Raw genomic sequence first — 20,197 nt, 5'->3', positions numbered from 1 at the left:
GGGCGCCGCAGTACTGGCGCAAGGTGGACATGGACCTCGGCGACCGGGTGGCGAAGAAGGTCGACGGCGGCCGAATCACGGGCCCCTGCGGTCCCGGAACACGGGAACGGGCGGTGTGCGGAGGATCCCCTTCGCACACCGCCCGTTCCTGCGACCTGCCGCGTCAGCGCGTCACGGCGTTGTCCTTGTCCGGCCGGTTGTCCCCGCCCGGGTCGATCGGGAGTCCGCTGTCCGACGGGCCCGGCTCGGTCGACGGGTCCGTGGGCGGATCCGACGTGGGGTCCCCGGTCGGGCTGGGCGGCGGGGTGGTCTCCGGCGGGTCGGTGGTGGCAGGCGGCGTGGTCGTGGGCGCCTGGGTGGTCGGCTCGTCGGAGGGCGTGGCCTCTTCGGAGGGCGACGTGCTCGTGCTCGGGGAGCTGGTGTCCGGCGGCGGGGCGACCGCGGCGCCCATGTCGGTGTCGAGCACGAACTCGCTCGGTTCACCCATGGCCTTCGCGGTGAAGTCCGCCCAGATCTCGGCCGGGAAGCCGCCGCCGTTGACACGGCCGCCACCGCCGGCGCCCTTCAGGGTCACCTGCGCGCCCTTCTGCACCTTCTTGCCGTCGTCGTCGGTGCGCGGGTAGGCCGCTTCTCCGAACAGGCCGACCGAGGTGACGAGGTCGGGGGTGTAGCCGGTGAACCAGGCCGACTTGTTGTCGTCCGAGGTACCGGTCTTGCCCGCGATGTCCTGGTCGGCCAGCCCGTCGGCGTTACGCACCGAGCCCTGGGCCGTACCGTCGTCGACCACGCCGGTCAGTACGGAGGTCACGGAGTCCGCGGCCTGGCGGCTGATCACCTGGTCGCCGACCGCGTCGGGCATCTGCACCGGGTCCTCGCCCTGGTGCACGGCCGACTTCACGATCTGGGGGGTGACCTTCCTGCCGTGGTTGTCGAGCGTGGCGTAGACGCCGGCCATGGCCATCGGGCTCGCGCCCATGGAGCCGAGCGTCTGCGCCGGCACGGCCTCCAGATCCTCCACGTTCATGCCGAGCTCGCCGGCGGTCTTCAGCACCTGGTCCATGCCGACGTCCACGCCCATCTGCGCGAAGACGGAGTTGATGGACTTGTTCATCGCGGTCTGGACGGTGACGCTGCCGTAGTCCCGGTCGTCCTCGTTCTCCGGCTTGAAGGCGATGTCGCTGCCCTCGACGGGCCGCTTGCTGGTGCCGTCGTAGCGGGTGTTGGCGGTGATCTCCTGACCGTCCTGAGTCACCGACTCCTGGTCGAGGGCCGCGGCGAGGATGACCGGCTTGAAGGTGGAGGCGGGCTGGTAGTCGGCGCGGGTGGCGTTCGACGTCCAGTGCTCGTTCTGGCCGCGTCCGCCGTACAGCGCGAGCACCGCACCGGACTTCGGGTCCACCGAGACGGCACCGGCCTGGATGTCCTGGTCGAGCTTGCGCTTCTTCGTGTCCAGGTTGTCGATCAGCTTGGTCTCGACCGACTTCTCCAGCTCCTGCTGCTTCTTCCTGTCGATGTTGACGGTGATCGTCCAGCCGCCGAGGTCGAACTGGTCGCTGCTGAGGCCGGTCTCCTCCAGCACCGCCTTGCGGGCCGCCTCGACGATGTAGCCCTTCTGTCCCGCGACCCCGTTCAGCGGCTTGGGGTCCTGCGGAATCGGGAACTTGAGGCCCTGGCGCTTGCCCGCGTCCAGCCAGTCCTCCTCGACCATGTTGTTCAGCACGTAGTTCCAGCGCTCCTGGACGAGTGCCTTCCCCTTCGGGCCGGCGACGGCCCAGTCGTACTGGCTGGGTGCCTGGAGCAGGGCGGCGAGGTAGGCGCCCTGGGCGACGTTCAGGTCCTTGGCGTCCTTGCCGTAGTACGCCTGCGCCGCGGCCTGGATGCCGTAGGCGCCCCGGCCGTAGTAGCTGGTGTTGATGTACCCGGCAAGGATCTCCTCCTTGCTCCGCTTCTGGTCCACCTTCAGCGAGATGACCAGTTCCTTGAGCTTGCGGGTGACCGTCTGGTCCTGGTCGAGGTAGTAGTTCTTGACGTACTGCTGGGTGATGGTCGAGCCACCCTGCTTGCCCTTGCCGGAAACGGTGTTCAGCAGACCGCGTGCGGTGCCTTTGAAGTCGACGCCCTTGTCCTGGTAGAAGGACTTGTTCTCGGCGGCGACGAAGGTCATCTGGACCTCCTTGGGCACCTGCGAGAGGTCCACGATCTCTCGGTTGACCTCACCCGTCCTGGCCAGCAGGGTCCCGTCGGAGTACTTGTAGATGTTGCTCTGCAGCTTGGCCCGGGCGTTGCCCTCGGGCACGCTCACCATCATGTAGAGCACGGCGAAGGCGCCCATGCCCAGCAGGCAGATACCGAGGGCCGTGCCCAGGAGTTTCCGCCAGGTGAAGAGTCCGCGTATGCCGCCGCTCTTCCCGGCCCGCCGCGACCCGTGCCGCTGGGCTCGTCGCGCATCCGCTCGACCCATTGCTGTGTTGCTCCCGTTTCTCTGCTCGACCGGATCAGCTCGGACCTGCCAGCTAACACCGTCCACAAGGCCAAAAAGCGAGCGATCCCGCACTTTCCGGACGTGACAATCAGCACCCGTTCCCATGGGAACCGACTCACGAGGGGTGCACAGGGTTGCGAGAACCATTAATGTGTAATCACATTGCTAGCGCATGGCTAGCCAGTCGAAACGGGGGATTCCATGACTGAACCGCTCAACCCGAACGCTTCGGCCGGACCGCGGACCGACCTCACTCCGGACGCGCCGGAGATGCCGGAACCGCAGGTCCGCGAGACGCGGGCGCACAGCATCGCGGGCGGCCTCGGCCTCCTGCTGACCGTGATCGGGGTGATCGTCGGCGTCGGCCTCGCCATCCTCGGCGGCGTCATCGGGTCGAACGGGAACAACGGCCTCGGCGTCCCGCTGTGCATCCTGGGCGTGCTGCTCACCATCGCCTCGTTCTTCTGCATGGGCGGTGTGAAGATGGTCGCACCGGGCGAGGCGCGGGTGATCCAGCTCTTCGGCCGCTACGTGGGCACGATCCGCACCGACGGGCTGCGCTGGATCAACCCGCTGACCTCCAGCCGCAAGATCTCCACCCGGGTCCGCAACCACGAGACCGCGGTCCTCAAGGTCAACGACGCCTACGGCAACCCGATCGAGCTCGCCGCGATCGTCGTCTGGAAGGTCGAGGACACCGCGCAGGCGCTCTTCGAGGTCGACGACTTCCTGGAGTTCGTCGCCACCCAGACCGAGGCGGCCGTCCGGCACATCGCGATCGAGTACCCGTACGACGCCCATGACGAGGGCGGCCTCTCGCTCCGGGGCAACGCCGAGGAGATCACCGAGAAGCTCGCCGTGGAACTCACCGCGCGGGTCCAGGCGGCGGGCGTACGGATCATCGAGTCCCGCTTCAGCCACCTCGCGTACGCCCCCGAGATCGCCTCCGCGATGCTCCAGCGCCAGCAGGCGGGAGCGGTGGTCGCGGCCCGGCAGCTGATCGTCGAGGGAGCGGTCGGCATGGTCGAGATGGCGGTGAACCGGATCACCGAGCAGGACCTCGTCGAGCTCGACCCCGAGCGGAAGGCGGCCATGGTCAGCAATCTGATGGTGGTGCTGTGCGGCGACCGCGCGGTGCAGCCGGTCCTCAACACGGGCACGCTCTACCAGTGACGGATCAGACCCCGCGGCGCCGCGCGCCGCAGTCCGGGCCGCAGCAGCGCAAGCAGATGCTGCTGCGGCTGGACCCGGCCGTGCACGACGCGCTGGCGCGCTGGGCCTCGGACGAGCTGCGCAGCGCGAACGCGCAGATCGAGTTCCTGCTGCGGCGGGCGCTCGCCGAAGCGGGCCGGCTGCCCGGCGGTGCGGCACCGATCCCGCGCCGGGGGCGCCCGCCGAAGGCTCCGGAGACGCCGGACCCGGAGTGATCCGCGCAAGGCCGCCGGCGAGCCGCGCGACCGGATGACCGGACGGCCCGCCGGGGCCGTCGCGGCCCCGACCACTGGCCCGACGCTCCCCGCCGACCGGTATACACGCCAGGTATACACACCGTGTACAGTCCTCGGTATGTCTATCGGCCACACCCTGCTCGGGCTCCTGGAGTCCGGCCCCCGTCACGGCTACGACCTCAAGCGGGCCTTCGACGAGAAGTTCGGGCACGACCGTCCCCTGCACTACGGACAGGTCTACTCGACGATGTCCCGCCTCCTCAAGAACGGCCTCGTCGAGGTCGACGGCGTGGAGACCGACGGCGGCCCGGAACGCAAGCGCTACGCCATCACCGACGCCGGGATCACCGATGTCGCCTCCTGGCTCGCACAGCCCGAGAAGCCGGAGCCGTACCTCCAGTCGACGCTGTACACCAAGGTCGTCCTGGCCATGCTCACCGGCCGCAGCGCCGCCGACGTGCTGGACACCCAGCGCTCCGAGCACCTGCGCATGATGCGTATCCTCACCGACCGCAAGCGGCAGGGCGACCTCGCCGACCAGCTGATCTGCGACCACGCCCTGTTCCATCTCGAAGCCGATCTGCGCTGGCTGGAACTCACCGCCGCGCGACTCGGCCAGCTCGCGAAGGTGGTGGCCCCGTGATTCCCGCCGGCTCCCTGCTCGCCGCCCACGATCTGCACAAGGCCTACGGGCCGACCCCCGCGCTCGACGGCGCCTCGTTCTCCGTCCACCCCGGCGAGGTCGTCGCCGTGATGGGCCCCTCCGGCTCCGGCAAGTCCACCCTGCTGCACTGCCTCGCCGGCATCATCACCCCGGACTCCGGCAGCATCACCTACGCCGGACGCGAGCTCTCCACGATGTCCGACGCCGAGCGCAGCGCCCTGCGCCGCAGCGAGTTCGGCTTCGTGTTCCAGTTCGGCCAGCTCGTCCCGGAGCTGACCTGCGTGGAGAACGTCGCCCTGCCGATGCGGCTGAACGGCACCCGCCGCAAGGCCGCCGAACGCACCGCCCTGGAGTGGATGGAGCGCCTGGAGGTCGACGACATCGGCGCCAAGCGTCCCGGCGAGGTGTCCGGAGGCCAGGGCCAGCGCGTCGCCGTGGCACGCGCCCTGGCCGCGTCGCCGAAGGTGATCTTCGCCGACGAGCCGACCGGCGCCCTGGACTCACTCAACGGCGAACGCGTCATGCGACTGCTCACCGACGCCGCCCGTTCCTCCCACGTCGCCGTGGTGCTCGTGACCCACGAGGCCCGCGTCGCCGCCTACTCCGACCGCGACATCACCGTCCGCGACGGCCGGGCCCGCGACCTGGAGCACGCCGTATGACCCTGCTCGACCAGAAGCGGCCCCCGGCCGGCCCGGCGCGTCCTCCCGAACCCCCGTCACGTGCCGCCGCCTGGCTGCGCGACCTCGGCCTCGGCATCCGGTTCGCCGCCGGCGGCGGCCGCGAGGGCTGGATCCGCACGCTGCTCACCGCGGTCGGCGTGGGCCTGGGCGTGGCACTGCTGCTCACCGCCGCCTCCGTTCCGCACATGCTCGACGCGCGGTCCGCACGTGACCAGGCCCGCTCCGAGACCAAGATCTCGGAGTCCCCCGACGCGCAGGCCAAGAAGTCCGACAGCACGGTCCTGCGCATCGAGGCGAGCACCGAGTACCGCGGCCGCACCATCACAGGCTTCCTGATGCGCGCGGACGGCGGCCACCCGGTCATCCCCCCGGGCATCGGCTCCTTCCCCGCCCCCGGCGAGATGGCGGTCTCGCCCGCCCTCAAGAAGATCCTCGACTCCCCCGAGAACGAGCTGCTCAGGGAGCGCCTGCCCTACAAGGTGGCCGGCACGATCGCGGACGCGGGGCTGCGCTCGCCCGGCGAACTGTGGTTCTACGCGGGCAGTGACACCCTGACCAGCGCGTCGGGCGGCCACCGGATCGCCGGATACGGCGACCCCGGACCCTCCGACCCGATGCCACCGATCCTCCTCGTGCTGATCATCATGGTCTGCGTGGTGCTGCTGGCCCCCGTGGCCATCTTCATCGCCACCGCCGTGCGCTTCGGCGGCGACCGCCGCGACCGCCGGCTCGCCGCCCTGCGCCTGGTCGGTACGGACATCCGGATGACCCGCCGGATCGCGGCCGGTGAGGCACTCTTCGGCGCGGTGCTCGGCCTCGTCATCGGACTGGCCATGTTCCTGACGGGGCGCCAATTCGTCGGCCTCGTCGAGATCTGGGACGTCAGCGCCTTCCCCTCCGACCTGGCCCCCGACGCCCGGCTGTGCGTCCTGATCGCCCTCGCCGTCCCGCTCACCGCGGTGCTCGTCACCCTGACGGCGATGCGCTCCGTGGTCATCGAGCCGCTCGGCGTCGTACGCAACGGCCGCAACCGGGGGCGCCGCCTCTGGTGGCGCCTGCTGCTGCCGGTCGCCGGGCTCGCGGTCTTCGGACTCGGCGGCAGGATCGACGAGTACACCGTCGTCAACCCGTATCCGATCGCCGGAGGCGCGGTGCTGATCCTCGTCGGACTGGCCCTGCTCCTGCCCTGGCTGGTCGAGGCCTGTGTCGGGCGGCTGCGCGGCGGCCCGGTCCCCTGGCAGCTGGCCACCCGCCGGCTCCAGCTGAGCAGCGGTGCGGCCTCCCGCGCGGTCAGCGGCGTCACCGTCGCCGTGGCCGGTGCGGTGGCCCTGCAGATGCTGTTCGCCGCGATGAACGACGACTTCAACCGGATCACCGGCCAGGACCCGTCCCGCGCCCAGTTCTACAGCCACTCCGAGATCGTCAGAGGCGACGCCGCCCTGCACACGATCAAGGAGTTCCGTGCCACCAAGGGCGTCACCCAGGTCATCGGCACCGTAGAGGCGTACGCGACCAAGCCGGGAAAGTACACGGACGACGAGATCCAGCCCACCACCTCGTTCACCGTCGGGGACTGCGCGACCCTGCGCGAGCTCGCCCGGATCACGTCCTGCCGGGACGGCGACACCTTCGTCGCCCACCCCGAGGACAAGGGCCAAGCCGGCTGGGTCGACCAGACCGCCCGCAAGGGCAAGGTCGTGGAGTTCGACTCCTACGGTCCGGGCAAGCCGCTGCACTGGACGCTGCCGGCCGACTCCCGGACGGTCATGGCCCGCACCGATCCGCTCGGCGAGGAGCACTCGGGCATCCTGGTCACGCCCGGGGCGATCGACGCGCGGACCCTGCCGTCGGCCGAGACCGTCGCGCAGATCCGCATCGACGAGACCGTCCCGGACGCCGCCGAGTACGTACGCAACACGGCGGCGCGCATCGATCCGGGCATGCGCCTGGGCACCCTGACCTCGATCGAACGTGACCGGCAGTACGAGAGCGTCCAGACCGGTCTCCAGGTCGGCGCGACCGCCACCCTGCTGCTGATCGCCGTGTCCATGCTGGTCTCCCAGCTGGAGCAGCTGCGCGAACGCAAGCGGCTGCTGTCGGTCCTGGTCGCCTTCGGCACCCGCCGGACCACCCTCGGCTGGTCGGTGCTGTGGCAGGCCGCGATCCCGGTGGTCATCGGGCTCGCGGTGGCGGTGGCCGGCGGCCTCGGGCTCGGCGCCGCCCTGTGCTGGATGGTCGGCAAACAGGTGTCCGACTGGTGGCTGTTCCTGCCGCTGGCGGGGGCGGGCGCCTCGCTCATCCTGCTGGTCACCCTGCTGTCGCTGCCCGTGCTGTGGCGCCTGATGCGTCCCGACGGGCTGCGCAGCGAGTAGGCCGGGCCCGACGGCCGGCCGGACCGTGGTTCAGGTCCGGCCGGCCGTCGCCACGCGTACCGGCAGCGCCTCCATCGCCCCGCGCAGCGCCGCCGCGAACTCCTCGAACTCCTCGTGCCTGGCCGCCCCGGTGCGCATCCCCAGCGCCACCCGCCGCGCGGGGGCCGGTTCCGCGAAGTACCCGGTCGTCAGCGCCTCGTTGCGGGCGGTCTCGACGGTCACCGCGGTCCGCGGCAGCAGCGTCACCCCGAGCCCCCCGGCCACCAGCTGCACCAGCGTGGAGAGCCCGGCCGCGGTCGTGGTGACCGGCGCGCCCTCCGTACGCCCCGCCTCACGGCAGATGTCGAGCGCCTGGTCGCGCAGGCAGTGCCCCTCGTCGAGCAGCAGCAGCGGCAGCTCGCGCAGCGCCTCGCGCGGGATGTCCTGCCGTCCGCCGAGCCAGTGGTCGCGCTCCATGACCAGCACGAAGTCCTCGTCGAAGAGCGGGAGTTCCGTCACACCCGGCACCCCGAGCGGGACGGCGAGCAGCAGCAGGTCCAGTCGCCCCGCGGCCAGTCCGTCCAGCAGCGAGGAGGTCTGCTCCTCGTGCACCTGGAGGTCGAGCTCCGGGTAGCGGTCGTGGACCAGCCGGAGCACGGTCGGCAGCAGATACGGGGCGACGGTCGGGATCACCCCGAGCCGCAGCACCCCGGTGAAGGGCGCGCGGACCGCCTCGGCCTCCTCCATCAGCTCGCCCACGGCATGCAGGACGGCCCGCGCCCGCACCGCGAGCCGCTCCCCCGCGGGCGAGAGCAGCACCTTGCGCGTCGTACGCTCGATGAGCTGGACACCCAGTGCCTCCTCCAGCGCGGACACCGCTCCGGAGAGCGCGGGCTGACTCATCCCGATTGCGGCCGCCGCGTCCCGGAAGTGCAGATACTCCGCCACGGCCGCGAAGGCGCGCAGCTGCGAGAGGCTGGGCTGTTTGGGCCTGATGCCCTGATTACTCTGGGCCACTGATAGGCACCTCCGATCATCACGACCGAGTGTAGCTATTTCCGCGATCAATGCACTCTGTGCCAAGGTGGACATCGTCCAACCCTCAGGAACTCCCCCAAAAAGGGAATTCCTACGCTGCAAGGAGAGCGCGTGCTCACTGTCGGTGACAAGTTCCCCGAGTTCGACCTGACCGCTTGTGTTTCGCTGGAGAGCGGCAAGGAGTTCGAGCAGATCAACCACAAGACCTACGAGGGTCAGTGGAAGGTCATCTTTGCGTGGCCCAAGGACTTCACTTTCGTCTGCCCCACCGAGATCGCCGCGTTCGGCAAGCTGAACGAGGAGTTCGCCGACCGTGACGCCCAGATCCTCGGCTTCTCCGGTGACTCCGAGTTCGTGCACCACGCCTGGCGCAAGGACCACCCGGACCTGACCGACCTGCCCTTCCCGATGCTGGCCGACTCGAAGCACGAGCTCATGCGTGACCTCGGCATCGAGGGCGAGGACGGCTTCGCCCAGCGCGCCGTCTTCATTGTCGACCAGAACAACGAGATCCAGTTCACGATGGTGACCGCCGGTTCCGTGGGCCGTAACCCCAAGGAGGTCCTGCGGGTCCTCGACGCCCTGCAGACCGACGAGCTGTGCCCCTGCAACTGGACCAAGGGCGAGAACACCCTGGACCCGGTCGCGCTCCTCTCGGGCGAGTGAGCTGACAGCGACATGGCACTCGACGAACTGAAGGCCGCCGTTCCGGACTTCGCCAAGGACCTGAAGCTGAACCTCGGCTCGGTCATCGGCAACAGCGAGCTCCCGCAGCAGCAGTTGTGGGGCACCGTCCTCGCCTGCGCGATCGCCTCGCGCTCGCCAAAGGTGCTGCGCGAGCTGGAGCCGGAGGCGAAGGCCAACCTCTCCGCGGAGGCGTACACCGCCGCGAAGTCGGCCGCCGCCATCATGGCGATGAACAACGTGTTCTACCGGACCCGGCACCTGCTGTCGGACCCCGAGTACGGCAACCTCCGGGCCGGGCTGCGGATGAACGTGATCGGCAAGCCGGGCGTGGAGAAGGTCGACTTCGAGCTGTGGTCGCTCGCCGTCTCGGCGATCAACGGCTGCGGTCAGTGCCTGGACTCCCACGAGCAGGTGCTGCGCAAGGCCGGCGTGGACCGTGAGACCATTCAGGAAGCCGTCAAGATCGCCTCGGTGATCCAGGCGGTCGGTGTGACCCTCGAAGCCGAGGCAGTCCTCGCCGAGTAGCACCCGCAGTACCCCTGATACGAGAAGGGCCCCCCGGACGACCGACCGTCCGAGGGGCCCTTCTTCTGTGTCCGTTCAGGCGTTCACGCCTTCTGCGGCTCGTCCGCGGCCGGCTCCTGGTCGCTGCCGTCGTCGAACTCCTCCGGCGGCGAGCCGGGCGCCGGCTTCGGTGCCGCGTCCAGCGAGGTCGAACCGTGCGGCGGTGGCGAGTGACGGCGGGACTCCTCCTGCCCGTACGTCCGCAGATAGCCGACCACCGTGTTGGTCACCGCGACCAGCGGCACCGCGACGACGGCTCCCCCGATGCCGGCGATCATGCCGCCCGCGGCGACCGAGAGCACCACGGCCAGCGGATGCACCCGCACCGCGCGGCCCAGGATGAACGGCTGCAGGATGTGCCCCTCGATCTGCTGCACCGCCAGCACCACGGCCAGCACCAGCAGCGCCGTGAACACACCCTGGGTGACGAGTGCGACGACCACCGCCAGCGCCCCGGACACCACCGCTCCGACGAGTGGGATGAAGGCGAAGAGGAAGATGAAGACGGCCAGCGGCACGGCCATCGGCACATCGAGGAAGAAGATGCCGAGGCCGATGAAGATGGCGTCGATCAGGGCGACTATCACCGTGCCCCGCACATAGGCGGTCAGCGTCCGCCAGGCGCGGGGGCCGGCGCCCGCGACGCCCGGTCGGGCCTGCGCGGGGACGAGCCTGAGCACCCAGTGCCAGATGCGCTTGCCGTCGTACAGCAGGAAGAGCGTGGAGAACATCGCCAGCAGCATTCCGGTGAGCAGCTCCACCATCACGGTGACGCCCTGCAGTCCGGCCGAGGTGATGGCCTCCGTGTTGGTGCCGACGGTGTCGCTGAGGTTCTTCGCTATGTCGTTGATCTGTTTGTCGGTCACATGGAACGGGCTGTCCAGCAGCCAGTTCTTCAGATCGTCGATCCCGGTGGTCACCTTGTCGGAGAGGGTGTCGATGTTGTCCATGACCTGCCAGACCACGAACCAGCCGACCAGGCCCATGATGACGAAGCCCAGGACCGCCGTGACCGCGGTGGCCAGTCCCCGCGGCAGCCCGTACCGCTTCAGCCGGGCGACGGTCGGCTGGAGCATCGCGGTGACGAGCAGCGCGGCGACGAACGCCAGCACCACCAGCTGTACCGCGCTGATGACCCGCATGAGCACCCAGAGGGTCCCGGCGAGCACCAGCAGCCGCCAGCCGGCCTCGGCCGCGACCCGCATCCCCCAGGGGATGGCGGCGACCGGGTCAGGGCGTGCGGAGACGGAGGGAGCGTACGCGGGCGGCGGAGGTACGTGGTCGGTGGCGGCCTCGGAGGGGCGTGCGGCGGTCCTCGCCGGCACCGGCGTCTCGTCGTGCGCCACCACGTCGTCCTCGGCCGCCGATGCGGCCCGCCGTTCGTCCAGGCGCTCACCCAGCCTGGTCAGTTCGCCACCCAGTTGTCCGAGCCACCCCGGCAGTTTCGACATAACGGTTCCTCTACCCCCGTCCGTTCTCCCCACCGCTCCCCCGGGAAACGGTTCCGCCCGACCGTACACGTGCGAAGCCCCCCACCGTAGGACGGCGAGGGGCTTCGTGAGGTTGAGACCTGAACCTCAGAAGGTTCTAGTACCAGTGGTTGGCCTGCCAGAAGGACCAGGCACCGCACGGGCTGCCGTAACGGCCGTCCATGTAGCTCAGGCCCCACTTGATCTGGGTGGCCGGGTTGGTCTGCCAGTCGGCACCGGCGGACGCCATCTTCGACCCGGGCAGCGCCTGGACGAGGCCGTAGGCGCCGGAGGACGGGTTGCTCGCCCGGTAGTTCCAGCTCGACTCGTGGTTCACGATGTTGCTGAAGCACTGGAACTGGTCGCCGGGGATCATCTGACGAGCCATCGCCTGGACGTCGGCCACGCTGTACGAGCCCTGCGTCGCGAACGCCGAGGCGCTGCGGACCTCGGAGCGGCTGGCGCGCTCGGCGGCCTCCGCCTTCTCCTTGCGCTCCTGCTCCAGCCTGTCCTCGGCCGCCGCCTTCTTGGACTTGGCGTCCTTGGCGGCCTGCACACGGGCTGATTCCTCGGCGGACTTCTTCGCCGTCGCGTCGGCCGCGGACGCCTGGGCGTCGGCCTGCTGCGTCAGCGATGCGGTCTGCACCTGGGCCTGCTGGCCCGCGGGGATGTCTGCGAGCAGCGTGGTGTCGGCTGCGGTCGCCTCGAAGTTGTTGTCATCAACAGCGGGAGTGCTGCCTGCTGCAACGCCCACGACGGCGCCAACGGTGGTTACCGCTGTGGCTGATGCCACGGCGAACCCCCGGACCGAGATCCGGCTCACACGGTGTCCTTCCAGCATCGCCCGCTTAGGTGACCTCGCGGGCGCAATCGTGCCCCTGGACACTGGCCTCCCTACTGCTTGGGTCACGGGAGGCACGGGCCCGGTGGGCACTCCCCGGAGGGAGCGCCGCGTGGTGCTCGCGGGCGGCATACGGACGGCGGTTGTTGAGTTGTGTGGTGCGTGGCACCTCTGGAGGTGCCGGTGTGCCGTATGCGGGGCCTGACGGAAGCAAGACTCTGCCGGAACGGGACGCCGGGAAGCAATTCTCTGTTGCGTGTGAAAGCTCACACCCCGTTTGGAGCACGTGAATCACGGAAATGGTGCCGCAACACGATGCCGCCCGGCTAAGCTCCTTCGCTCGCCGGGCGGCATCAACTGTCCCAAGCCGTATCAGATCTGGCCTTCCTCCAGCATTTCGGTCACCAGTGCGGCGATACGGGAACGCTCCGAACGCGTGAGCGTCACATGCGCGAAGAGCGGATGCCCCTTCAGCTTCTCGACCACGGCGACCACGCCGTCGTACCGGCCGACCCGGAGGTTGTCCCGCTGGGCCACGTCATGCGTGAGCACCACCCGGGAATTTGCCCCGATTCTGGACAACACGGTCAGCAGGACGTTCCGTTCGAGCGACTGGGCCTCGTCGACGATCACGAAGGCGTCGTGGAGGGAGCGGCCCCTGATGTGGGTGAGCGGCAGGATCTCCAGCATGCCGCGTCCCAGCACCTCCTCGATCACCTCGCGGCCGGAGACGGCCGACAGGGTGTCGAAGACGGCCTGGGCCCAGGGGCTCATCTTCTCGGCCTCGCTGCCGGGGAGATAGCCGAGCTCCTGCCCGCCGACCGCGTACAGCGGACGGAAGACCATCACCTTCTTGTGCTGGCCGCGCTCCAGCACCGCTTCGAGGCCCGCGCAGAGCGCCAGCGCCGACTTTCCGGTGCCGGCCCTGCCGCCCAGCGACACGATGCCGACGTCCTGGTCCAGGAGCAGCTCCAGGGCGATGCGCTGCTCGGCGCTGCGGCCGTGGATGCCGAAGGCCTCCCGGTCGCCCCGGACGAGCCGGACGTTGCCCTCGGGTGTCACCCGGCCGAGCGCCTTGCCCCGTTCGGACTGGAGGACCAGGCCGGTGTGCACGGGCAGCTCGGCGGCCTCGGGGACGTACAGCGTCTCCTCGGCGAAGAGCAGGTCCACCTGTTCGGCGGGGAGGGACAGTTCGGACATCCCGGTCCAGCCGGAGTCGGTGATGGCGAGTTCCGCCCGGTACTCCTCGGCGAGGAGGCCGACCGACGAGGCCTTGATGCGCAGGGGCAGGTCCTTGGAGACGACCGTGACGTCGTACCCCTCGGCCTGGAGATTGCGTGCGACCGCGAGAATCCGTGAGTCGTTGTCCCCCAACCGGTAGCCGGCGGGAAGGACGCCGGGATCGGAGTGGTTGAGTTCGACGCGCAGCGTCCCGCCCAGATCCCCGAGGGGGATCGGGGCATCCAGCCGGCCGTACCGGACCCGGAAGTCGTCCAGCAGGCGCAGGGCCTGCCGGGCGAAGTACCCGAGTTCGGGGTGGTGCCGTTTGGCCTCCAGTTCCGTGACCACGACGATCGGGAGCACGACTTCGTGCTCGTCGAATCGGGCCATGGCGTTCGGATCGGCCAGCAGGACGCTGGTGTCGAGAACATAGGTGCGCCTGTCGGGCATGCGGCGCTTTGTGCTGGTCACCACGGAAGGACGTACCCCCTCGGACGAGGTTGGGGTGCGACGGCGTCGCGGAGCATCCCAATGGGAGAGGACGGGCCGGGCTCCGGCCACCTTGCGCGGGCCGAGCGCCGGCCCTCCGCGTCGGCCGCACTGTATGTACGGTCCTTCGTGTGCAAAGGGCCTCCCGGGCGAACGGACTCCATGCCGCTCACTTGGACACGACGTCCGCCTGGTTGGTGACCGGACGTCGACCTGTCAGGGGTATGCCCTCGAACACGCCAAGCCATGCCGACCTGGCCACTTCCGGGGGAAGCTTCACAGGCCCGCGGACGGGCCGGGGCCTCTCAGCCGCCGTAGCGGCGGTGACGGGCCGCGTAGTCGCGCAGGGCCCGGAGGAAGTCGACGCGGCGGAACGCCGGCCAGAAGACCTCGCAGAAGTAGTACTCGGAGTGCGCGCTCTGCCAGAGCATGAAGCCCGAGAGACGCTGCTCGCCGCTGGTGCGGATCACCAGGTCGGGGTCCGGCTGTCCCCGGGTGTAGAGGTGCTCGGAGATGAGGTCGGTGGAGACGATCTCCGCCAGGTCCTCGAAGGAGGTGCCCTTCTCGGAGTGGTCCAGCAGCAGGGAGCGCACGGCGTCGGCGATCTCCTGGCGCCCGCCGTAGCCGACGGCGACGTTGACCAGTATCCCGTCGACGCCCACGGTGGCCTGTTCGGCCTCCTTGAGGACCGTCTGGGTGTGCGCGGGCAGCAGGTCGAGCGTGCCGACGTGGTGGACGCGCCAGCGCCCGTCCGCCACCAGGTCCCGCACGGTGTTCTCGATGATGCCGAGGAGCGGGATGAGCTCGGACTCGGGCCGGTCGAAGTTGTCCGTGGAGAGCATCCAGAGCGTGACGACCTCGACGTCCGTCTCACTGCACCAGCCGAGGAGCTCCTTGATCTTGTCCGCACCGGCCTGGTGCCCCTGCGCCGCGGTGCCGCCGGACGCCTTCGCCCAGCGCCGGTTCCCGTCGAGGATGACACCGATGTGCTTGGGCACCTGGGCGTGATCGAGGCGGGCCTCCACCCGGCGTGCGTAGAGCCCGTACACCAGGTCGCGCAAGTTCACTGAGTCCACCTCTCGGTTCCGTGCGGGCACGCCCGCCCCTCGGCCCGGGGTCCGGGGTCGTCCACCTGGGGATCGCCGCACCGGAAGGGGGCGATCGCCCCGCCGTGCCGTGGCAGTCCCGAAGCGGCCACATTACTGCGCAGGCGGCTCGCGGGCCCAACCCGGCCTGTCACAAGTCCGTGATAGCCGGCCTGTCGCACGTCCGTGATAGGAGAGAACGTGACTGATTCCTCTTCCCCCTACCGGGCCGACGCCACGCGCTACGACTCCATGGAGTTCCGGCGCACCGGCCGCAGCGGCCTCAAGCTCCCGGCCGTCTCGCTCGGCCTCTGGCACAACTTCGGCGACGACCGCACGCTCGGCTCGCAGCGCGCCATCCTGCGCCGCGCCTTCGACCTCGGCGTGACCCACTTCGACCTGGCCAACAACTACGGCCCGCCGCCCGGCTCCGCCGAGCTCAACTTCGGGAAGATCTTCGGGCAGGACTTCGCCCCCTACCGCGACGAGCTGATCATCTCCACCAAGGCGGGGTACGACATGCACCCCGGCCCGTACGGGGAGTGGGGCTCGCGCAAGTACCTGCTGTCGTCGCTCGACGCCTCGCTGAAGCGGATGGGGCTGGACTACGTCGACATCTTCTACTCGCACCGCTTCGACCCGGACACTCCGCTGGAGGAGACGATGGGGGCGCTGGCCTCCGCCGTGCAGCAGGGCAAGGCGCTGTACGTGGGGGTGTCCTCGTACAACTCCGAGCAGACCGCCGAGGCGGCCCGGCTGCTCCGGGAGATGGGTGTGCCGGCCCTGATCCACCAGCCGTCCTACTCGATGATCAACCGCTGGACCGAGGACGACGGACTGCTCGACACCCTGGAGGCGGCCGGTATGGGCTGCATCTCCTTCGTGCCGCTCGCCCAGGGTCTGCTGACCGGCAAGTACCTGAAGGGGATCCCGCAGGGCTCGCGTGCCACGCAGGGCAAGTCCCTCGACCCGGACCTGCTCTCGGACGAGGTGGTCCGCCGGCTGAACGGGCTGAACGACATCGCGCGCCGCCGGGACCAGTCGCTCGCCCAGCTGGCCATCCGGTGGGTGCTGCGCGACAGCCGTATGACGTCGGCCCTGATCGGCGCGTCGAGCGTGGCACAGCTGGAGGAGAACGTCGCGGCGCTGGCCGGTCCGCCGCTGTCCGCCGAGGAGTTGAAGGAGATCGACACCTTCGCCGTGGACACCGCGGGCACCAACATCTGGGCCGGACGGGGCTGACGGAACGGCCCGAACGGGCGGCCGGGGCCCTGCACGACCGCGTCTGCGGGACGGGCCCGGCCGTACCGGGGCAGAAAAAACGGGCCGGTCCGTGGGGGGGGGTACGGACCGGCCCGAGGGGGGGTTTCCACCATAACCCTTCGTAAGTGCTGCTGCGTGCCACGCCGCGAAATAATTACTCTCCGAATGTGCGGGACTCCGCTGCGGACGCGGATTGCGGCGCTCCACAGGCCTGTGAGCTGCACGGACGCCCGCAGGCGCCGTGTTGACATCGAACACGCCCGCAGGACGTACACAGGATGTGCACATTCCGGTCGCGCCGGCCGGAGCCCCGCGTCCTCCACGGCCGGCCTTCGGTCTCACGCAGGGTCATAAACGGCTGGGCCATTGGGACAGGACCTGACCTGATGGCCCGATAGTTTTCGGTTCATGACGACGCCGAGCGCAACCGTGACGTGGACCGGAGCGAACGCCCGCCGGCTGGACCGCCAGGGCCTGACGGAACCGCTCGCCGGCCCGCCGTCCGCCGTGGTCGAGTCGATGCCCGCCGCGCACGCACAGGTCCTGTCCGCCGCCGAGCTCTCCGTGGGCCTGCGGAGCCGGGAACTGACCCGCGCCGACGTGCGCAAGGCCCTGTGGACGGACCGGACGCTGATCAAGACGTTCGGGCCGCGCGGCACGGTCCATCTGGTGTCGGCCGCCGAACTCCCGCTGTGGACCGGAGCGTTGTCCGCCCTCCCGGCGGGCCGCACCACCCAGCCGGAAGGGGTGCGGATGACGCCGGAGCAGACCGAGGAGGTGCTGTCCGCGATCGCCGACGCGCTGACCGGGGCGGAACTGACCGTCGACGAACTCACGGAGGCGGTCGTCGCCCGCGCCGGGGCCTGGGCCGGTGAGCCGGTAATGCCCGCCTTCCAGACCCTGTGGCCGCGCTGGCGGCAGGTCACCCATCTGGCGTCGCATCGCGGGGTCCTCTGCTTCGGCCCGGACCGCGGCCGCAAGGTCACCTACACCCGCCCGGACGTCACCCCGCTCGACGGACCACCGGCGCTCGCCGCGCTCGTCGGCCGCTATCTGCACGCGTACGGCCCCGCCACCCCGCAGAACTTCGCCAAATGGCTCGCCGCACCCGGCCGTTGGGCCTCGGACCTGTTCGCCGGACTCGCGGCGGACGGGGAGATCGAGGAGGTGGCGCACGAGGACGGCAGCTCCGCCTGGGTGGTGGCGGGTGACACCGCGTTCCCTTCGCGGCCGGTACGCGGCGTGCGGCTGCTCCCCTACTTCGACGCGTTCGTCATCGCCTCCCAGCCCCGCGAGCGGCTCTTCCCCGGCGCGGCGTACACCCGGGCGCTGGCGGGCGGCCAGGCGGGGAACTTCCCCGTGCTGCTGGTGGACGGCACCGTGGCGGGGGTGTGGCACCAGCGCCGCTCGGGCCGGCGGATCGCGGTGACGGTGGAGCCGCTGTCCCCGCTGACGGCCGGACAGCTCAGGGAACTGGAGCAGCAGGTGGTGCGGGTGGGCGAGGTGATGGAGGGGAAGCCGGAACTGACGGTGGGAAGGGTGACGGTCGGCGGCCACGCGTAGGTCGGCGGCTGACGCGGGCGGGCCCGTACGGACGGTCGGCGGCTGACGCGGGCGGGCCCGTACGGACGCGGCGGGTCCCGTGCGGATACGGCCGGGTCCGGCCGGACCCTCCGCACGGTGCCCGGAGCCCGCACGGCGCGCCGGACGCGACGCCGGACGCCCGTGTCACTCTTGGCCCGTGACGACGCCCGCGCCCCTCACCCCCGACGCTCCGGTTGCCCTGCGCCGCCCCCTCCTCACGCAGCAGTGGCTCGATCTCTGCTTCATCCACTGGGCGGCCGATCCGGCGGAGGTGGCCGGGCTGCTGCCCGAAGGAACCGTTCCCGACACGGTCGACGGGGTCACCTACGTCGGGCTGGTGGCCTTCCGGATGCACCGGGTCGGATGGCTCGGGCTGCCGGGCGTGCCCTATCTCGGTTCGTTTCCCGAAACCAACGTCCGGCTGTACTCGGTCGACGCCCAGGGGCGACGCGGGGTCGTCTTCCGCTCGATGGACGCGTCGCGGCTGCTTCCGGTGGCCATGGGCCGCATCGGTTTCCGGCTGCCGTACGTGTGGTCCCGGATGAGCGTCGAGACGGCCGGCGACACCCTCACCTACACCAGCTCGCGCCGTCTGCCCGGCCCTCGCGGAGCCCACAGCCGCATCACCGTACGCACCGGCGAACGCATCGAGGCCCCCACGGAGTTGGAGTACTTCCTGACAGCCCGCTGGGGCCTGCACAACCCGTTCCTCGGCGGTACCGCCTACCTGCCCAACGACCACCCGCGCTGGCCGCTGCACCGCGCCGAGCTCCTCCGCTGCGAGGAGAACCTGATCGAGGCCGCGGGCCTGACCGCCCCGCGCGGCGCCCCGGTCAGCGTGCTGTACTCCCCCGGCGTACCGGTCCGACTGGGGCGTCCGGTACGCCTCGGCCGCGCACCGGGCTAGAGCGTCGCACGGCGGACGCCAGTTCGACGACAGGCCCGAGGGCTCCGCCGCGGCCCGCAGTCACGTCGTCGCGGCCGCGCCCCGGTGGCCCCGGGTGAAGCGGATGCCCACGGTGTCGCCGCCCGTCACCACGAAGCGGCCGCCCTCGCAGCGGATGACGGCCTCGTCCACCTCGCCGCGCTCGTCCCTGCGCTCCTCGGTGCGCAGCACCGTCCAGCCGCCGTCGGGCGGTTGCGGCAGCCGTGCCATCGCCGCGTACTCCCACTGGGCGGCCGGTACGCACCAGTCGGGAAGGTGCGGCCAGGTTCCGGCGCCCACGTGCAGGCTGCCGTCGGACGCGCAGGTCAGGAGCACGGACTGGCCGTCGTCCAGCAGGAAGGCGACGGCCTCCGGCTCCCCCATACGCCCCTCGGGCCGGTAGAAGATGCCGAGGACGCCGACGATCCGGGCGCCTGCGAGCCATTCGGCGTTCCCCTGCCGCGGGCCGCGCGCCGCCTGCTCCTCGTTGCCGACCCTCATGGCCTGCTCCTTCCCGGTGCGTTCAGCCCCCAGGGTGCCATCCTTCGGGCGCGGGAAGGGTGTTCGGGCTCACCCGGGTTTGCGGGCCTCGATCAGGAAGCGGGTGGTGTGGGCGACGAACGGCCCCTCGGTCTCGATCCGGTGGTGCAGCGCGGCGAGTTGTGTCCGGTACGCGTCGACGGTGAAACCGGGCACCATCCAGATCACCTTGCGCAGGAAGTAGACGACGGCGCCGATGTCGAGGAACTCGGTACGCAGTCGCTCCATCCGCAGGTCGACGACGTCGAGACCGGCCGCCTCGGCCGCTGCACGTGCCTGTTCGGGGTCGCGTCCGGCGCGTACCTCCGGCGGCTGCGGGCCGAGGAAGTACTCGACGAGTTCGAAGACGCTGGCCGGGCCGACCTGCTGCGAGAAGTACGTGCCTCCGGGGGCCAGGACCCGGGCGATCTCCTCCCACCACGTGGTCACCGGATGGCGGCTGACCACCAGGTCGAAGGCCGCGTCGCCGAACGGCAGCGGAGGCTTGTCCTCGTCCGCGACCACCACCGCTCCCCGGGGATGCAGCAGGGCGGTGGCACGGGCGATGTTCGGCGGCCACCCCTCGGTGGCCACGGTCAGCGGCGGCAGTTCCGGCGCGGAGGCGAGCACCTCGCCGCCCCCGGTCTGGATGTCCAGCGCCGCACGCGCCCTGCCGAGGCGCTCCGCCATGGCACGGGCATACCCCCAGGACGGGCGCTCCTCGGTGGCCCGTCCATCGAGCCAGGAGAAGTCCCAGCCGGCCACGGAGACGGCGTCGGCCTCGGCGACCAGGGCCTCGAACCGGTCGTGTTCCGCTGTCGCGGCTGCCTGCGCGTCATCAGGGTGTGCGGTCATCCGGGAATGGTGGCAGCCGGACAGCACCG

The 20,197-nt window shown here is 70.4% G+C and carries 18 protein-coding genes; 10 read left to right on the top strand and 8 right to left on the bottom strand.

Annotated features, from left to right (window positions below; all coding sequences use genetic code 11):
- Positions 1-163 precede the first annotated feature (163 nt).
- Positions 164-2,461, bottom strand: a complete 2,298-nt coding sequence (locus OG446_RS24760; protein ID WP_328896095.1) for a transglycosylase domain-containing protein — start codon at positions 2,459-2,461, stop codon at positions 164-166.
- A 222-nt stretch (positions 2,462-2,683) separates the two neighbouring features.
- On the opposite strand from OG446_RS24760, the gene OG446_RS24755 reads away from it, so the two are divergent.
- The 5 genes from OG446_RS24755 (at position 2,684) to OG446_RS24735 (ending at position 7,649) form a co-directional block, all read left to right on the top strand.
- Entirely contained in the window at positions 2,684-3,655 is a 972-nt protein-coding gene (locus OG446_RS24755) for an SPFH domain-containing protein (protein WP_328896094.1), read from the top strand.
- Positions 3,656-3,711: 56 nt separating this feature from the next.
- Positions 3,712-3,909: a hypothetical protein gene (locus tag OG446_RS24750; RefSeq protein WP_443050282.1), complete on the top strand. Its 198-nt coding sequence runs from the start codon at positions 3,712-3,714 to the stop codon at positions 3,907-3,909.
- Between the two features lie 139 nt (positions 3,910-4,048).
- Positions 4,049-4,573 (top strand): PadR family transcriptional regulator, encoded by a 525-nt coding sequence (locus tag OG446_RS24745; protein WP_328896092.1) that lies wholly within the window; start codon positions 4,049-4,051, stop codon positions 4,571-4,573.
- On the top strand, positions 4,570-5,256 hold the full coding sequence (locus tag OG446_RS24740) for an ABC transporter ATP-binding protein (protein ID WP_328896091.1): 687 nt from the start codon (positions 4,570-4,572) through the stop codon (positions 5,254-5,256). The genes OG446_RS24745 and OG446_RS24740 overlap by 4 nt, the downstream gene beginning before the upstream one ends.
- Positions 5,253-7,649, top strand: a complete 2,397-nt coding sequence (locus tag OG446_RS24735) for an FtsX-like permease family protein (RefSeq protein WP_328896090.1) — start codon at positions 5,253-5,255, stop codon at positions 7,647-7,649. Before OG446_RS24740 ends, OG446_RS24735 begins: the two co-directional genes overlap by 4 nt.
- A gap of 30 nt (positions 7,650-7,679) precedes the next feature.
- Here OG446_RS24735 and OG446_RS24730 read toward each other — a convergent pair whose 3' ends face one another.
- Complete coding sequence (locus OG446_RS24730; protein WP_328896089.1) at positions 7,680-8,645, bottom strand: hydrogen peroxide-inducible genes activator; 966 nt, start codon at positions 8,643-8,645, stop codon at positions 7,680-7,682.
- 132 nt (positions 8,646-8,777) lie between these two features.
- Between OG446_RS24730 and OG446_RS24725 the strand changes: the two genes are divergently transcribed.
- Together OG446_RS24725 and OG446_RS24720 are read left to right on the top strand one after the other, a co-directional pair.
- Positions 8,778-9,332, top strand: a complete 555-nt coding sequence (locus OG446_RS24725) for a peroxiredoxin (RefSeq protein WP_148020473.1) — start codon at positions 8,778-8,780, stop codon at positions 9,330-9,332.
- A gap of 12 nt (positions 9,333-9,344) precedes the next feature.
- Entirely contained in the window at positions 9,345-9,878 is a 534-nt protein-coding gene (locus OG446_RS24720; protein ID WP_018550318.1) for an alkyl hydroperoxide reductase, read from the top strand.
- A gap of 83 nt (positions 9,879-9,961) precedes the next feature.
- Here OG446_RS24720 and OG446_RS24715 read toward each other — a convergent pair whose 3' ends face one another.
- The 4 genes from OG446_RS24715 to OG446_RS24700 form a co-directional block, all read right to left on the bottom strand.
- A complete protein-coding gene (locus OG446_RS24715; protein WP_328896088.1) occupies positions 9,962-11,368 on the bottom strand; it encodes an AI-2E family transporter in 1,407 nt (468 codons plus the stop codon).
- A 136-nt stretch (positions 11,369-11,504) separates the two neighbouring features.
- Positions 11,505-12,209 carry a transglycosylase SLT domain-containing protein gene (locus tag OG446_RS24710; RefSeq protein ID WP_328896087.1) on the bottom strand — a complete coding sequence of 235 codons (705 nt, stop codon included), beginning with the start codon at positions 12,207-12,209 and terminating at the stop codon, positions 11,505-11,507.
- A gap of 390 nt (positions 12,210-12,599) precedes the next feature.
- Complete coding sequence (locus OG446_RS24705) at positions 12,600-13,922, bottom strand: PhoH family protein (protein WP_219573661.1); 1,323 nt, start codon at positions 13,920-13,922, stop codon at positions 12,600-12,602.
- Positions 13,923-14,242: 320 nt separating this feature from the next.
- Positions 14,243-15,004 (bottom strand): isoprenyl transferase, encoded by a 762-nt coding sequence (locus OG446_RS24700; protein ID WP_148020469.1) that lies wholly within the window; start codon positions 15,002-15,004, stop codon positions 14,243-14,245.
- Between the two features lie 219 nt (positions 15,005-15,223).
- On the opposite strand from OG446_RS24700, the gene mgrA reads away from it, so the two are divergent.
- The 3 genes from mgrA to OG446_RS24685 all read left to right on the top strand — a co-directional run bounded on the left by mgrA (position 15,224) and on the right by OG446_RS24685 (position 18,776).
- Positions 15,224-16,264, top strand: a complete 1,041-nt coding sequence (mgrA, locus tag OG446_RS24695; protein ID WP_328896086.1) for an L-glyceraldehyde 3-phosphate reductase — start codon at positions 15,224-15,226, stop codon at positions 16,262-16,264.
- A 429-nt stretch (positions 16,265-16,693) separates the two neighbouring features.
- Positions 16,694-17,848 carry a winged helix DNA-binding domain-containing protein gene (locus tag OG446_RS24690; RefSeq protein WP_328896085.1) on the top strand — a complete coding sequence of 385 codons (1,155 nt, stop codon included), beginning with the start codon at positions 16,694-16,696 and terminating at the stop codon, positions 17,846-17,848.
- Positions 17,849-18,026: 178 nt separating this feature from the next.
- A complete protein-coding gene (locus OG446_RS24685) occupies positions 18,027-18,776 on the top strand; it encodes a YqjF family protein (protein ID WP_328896084.1) in 750 nt (249 codons plus the stop codon).
- Positions 18,777-18,836: 60 nt separating this feature from the next.
- Here the strand turns inward: OG446_RS24685 and OG446_RS24680 are convergent, their stop codons facing one another.
- Both OG446_RS24680 and OG446_RS24675 read right to left on the bottom strand, forming a co-directional pair.
- Positions 18,837-19,295: a hypothetical protein gene (locus tag OG446_RS24680; RefSeq protein ID WP_328896083.1), complete on the bottom strand. Its 459-nt coding sequence runs from the start codon at positions 19,293-19,295 to the stop codon at positions 18,837-18,839.
- A gap of 69 nt (positions 19,296-19,364) precedes the next feature.
- On the bottom strand, positions 19,365-20,168 hold the full coding sequence (locus tag OG446_RS24675) for a class I SAM-dependent methyltransferase (protein WP_328896082.1): 804 nt from the start codon (positions 20,166-20,168) through the stop codon (positions 19,365-19,367).
- Between the last annotated feature and the right edge of the window lie 29 nt (positions 20,169-20,197).

It is taken from the genome of Streptomyces sp. NBC_00236 (genome assembly GCF_036195045.1).
Classification (GTDB): domain Bacteria; phylum Actinomycetota; class Actinomycetes; order Streptomycetales; family Streptomycetaceae; genus Streptomyces.
Note: the sequence above shows the minus strand (reverse complement) of the source record. Positions and strands in the feature narration are given on the sequence as shown.

What these genes read in the sequence shown, in the direction of transcription:
- OG446_RS24760 (WP_328896095.1), bottom strand. Translation starts at nt 2,461, where the DNA reads ATGGGTCGAGCGGATGCGCGACGAGCCCAGCGGCACGGGTCGCGGCGG.
- OG446_RS24755 (WP_328896094.1), top strand. Translation starts at nt 2,684, where the DNA reads ATGACTGAACCGCTCAACCCGAACGCTTCGGCCGGACCGCGGACCGAC.
- OG446_RS24750 (WP_443050282.1), top strand. Translation starts at nt 3,712, where the DNA reads ATGCTGCTGCGGCTGGACCCGGCCGTGCACGACGCGCTGGCGCGCTGG.
- OG446_RS24745 (WP_328896092.1), top strand. Translation starts at nt 4,049, where the DNA reads ATGTCTATCGGCCACACCCTGCTCGGGCTCCTGGAGTCCGGCCCCCGT.
- OG446_RS24735 (WP_328896090.1), top strand. Translation starts at nt 5,253, where the DNA reads ATGACCCTGCTCGACCAGAAGCGGCCCCCGGCCGGCCCGGCGCGTCCT.
- OG446_RS24720 (WP_018550318.1), top strand. Translation starts at nt 9,345, where the DNA reads ATGGCACTCGACGAACTGAAGGCCGCCGTTCCGGACTTCGCCAAGGAC.
- OG446_RS24715 (WP_328896088.1), bottom strand. Translation starts at nt 11,368, where the DNA reads ATGTCGAAACTGCCGGGGTGGCTCGGACAACTGGGTGGCGAACTGACC.
- OG446_RS24690 (WP_328896085.1), top strand. Translation starts at nt 16,694, where the DNA reads ATGACGACGCCGAGCGCAACCGTGACGTGGACCGGAGCGAACGCCCGC.
- OG446_RS24680 (WP_328896083.1), bottom strand. Translation starts at nt 19,295, where the DNA reads ATGAGGGTCGGCAACGAGGAGCAGGCGGCGCGCGGCCCGCGGCAGGGG.
- OG446_RS24675 (WP_328896082.1), bottom strand. Translation starts at nt 20,168, where the DNA reads ATGACCGCACACCCTGATGACGCGCAGGCAGCCGCGACAGCGGAACAC.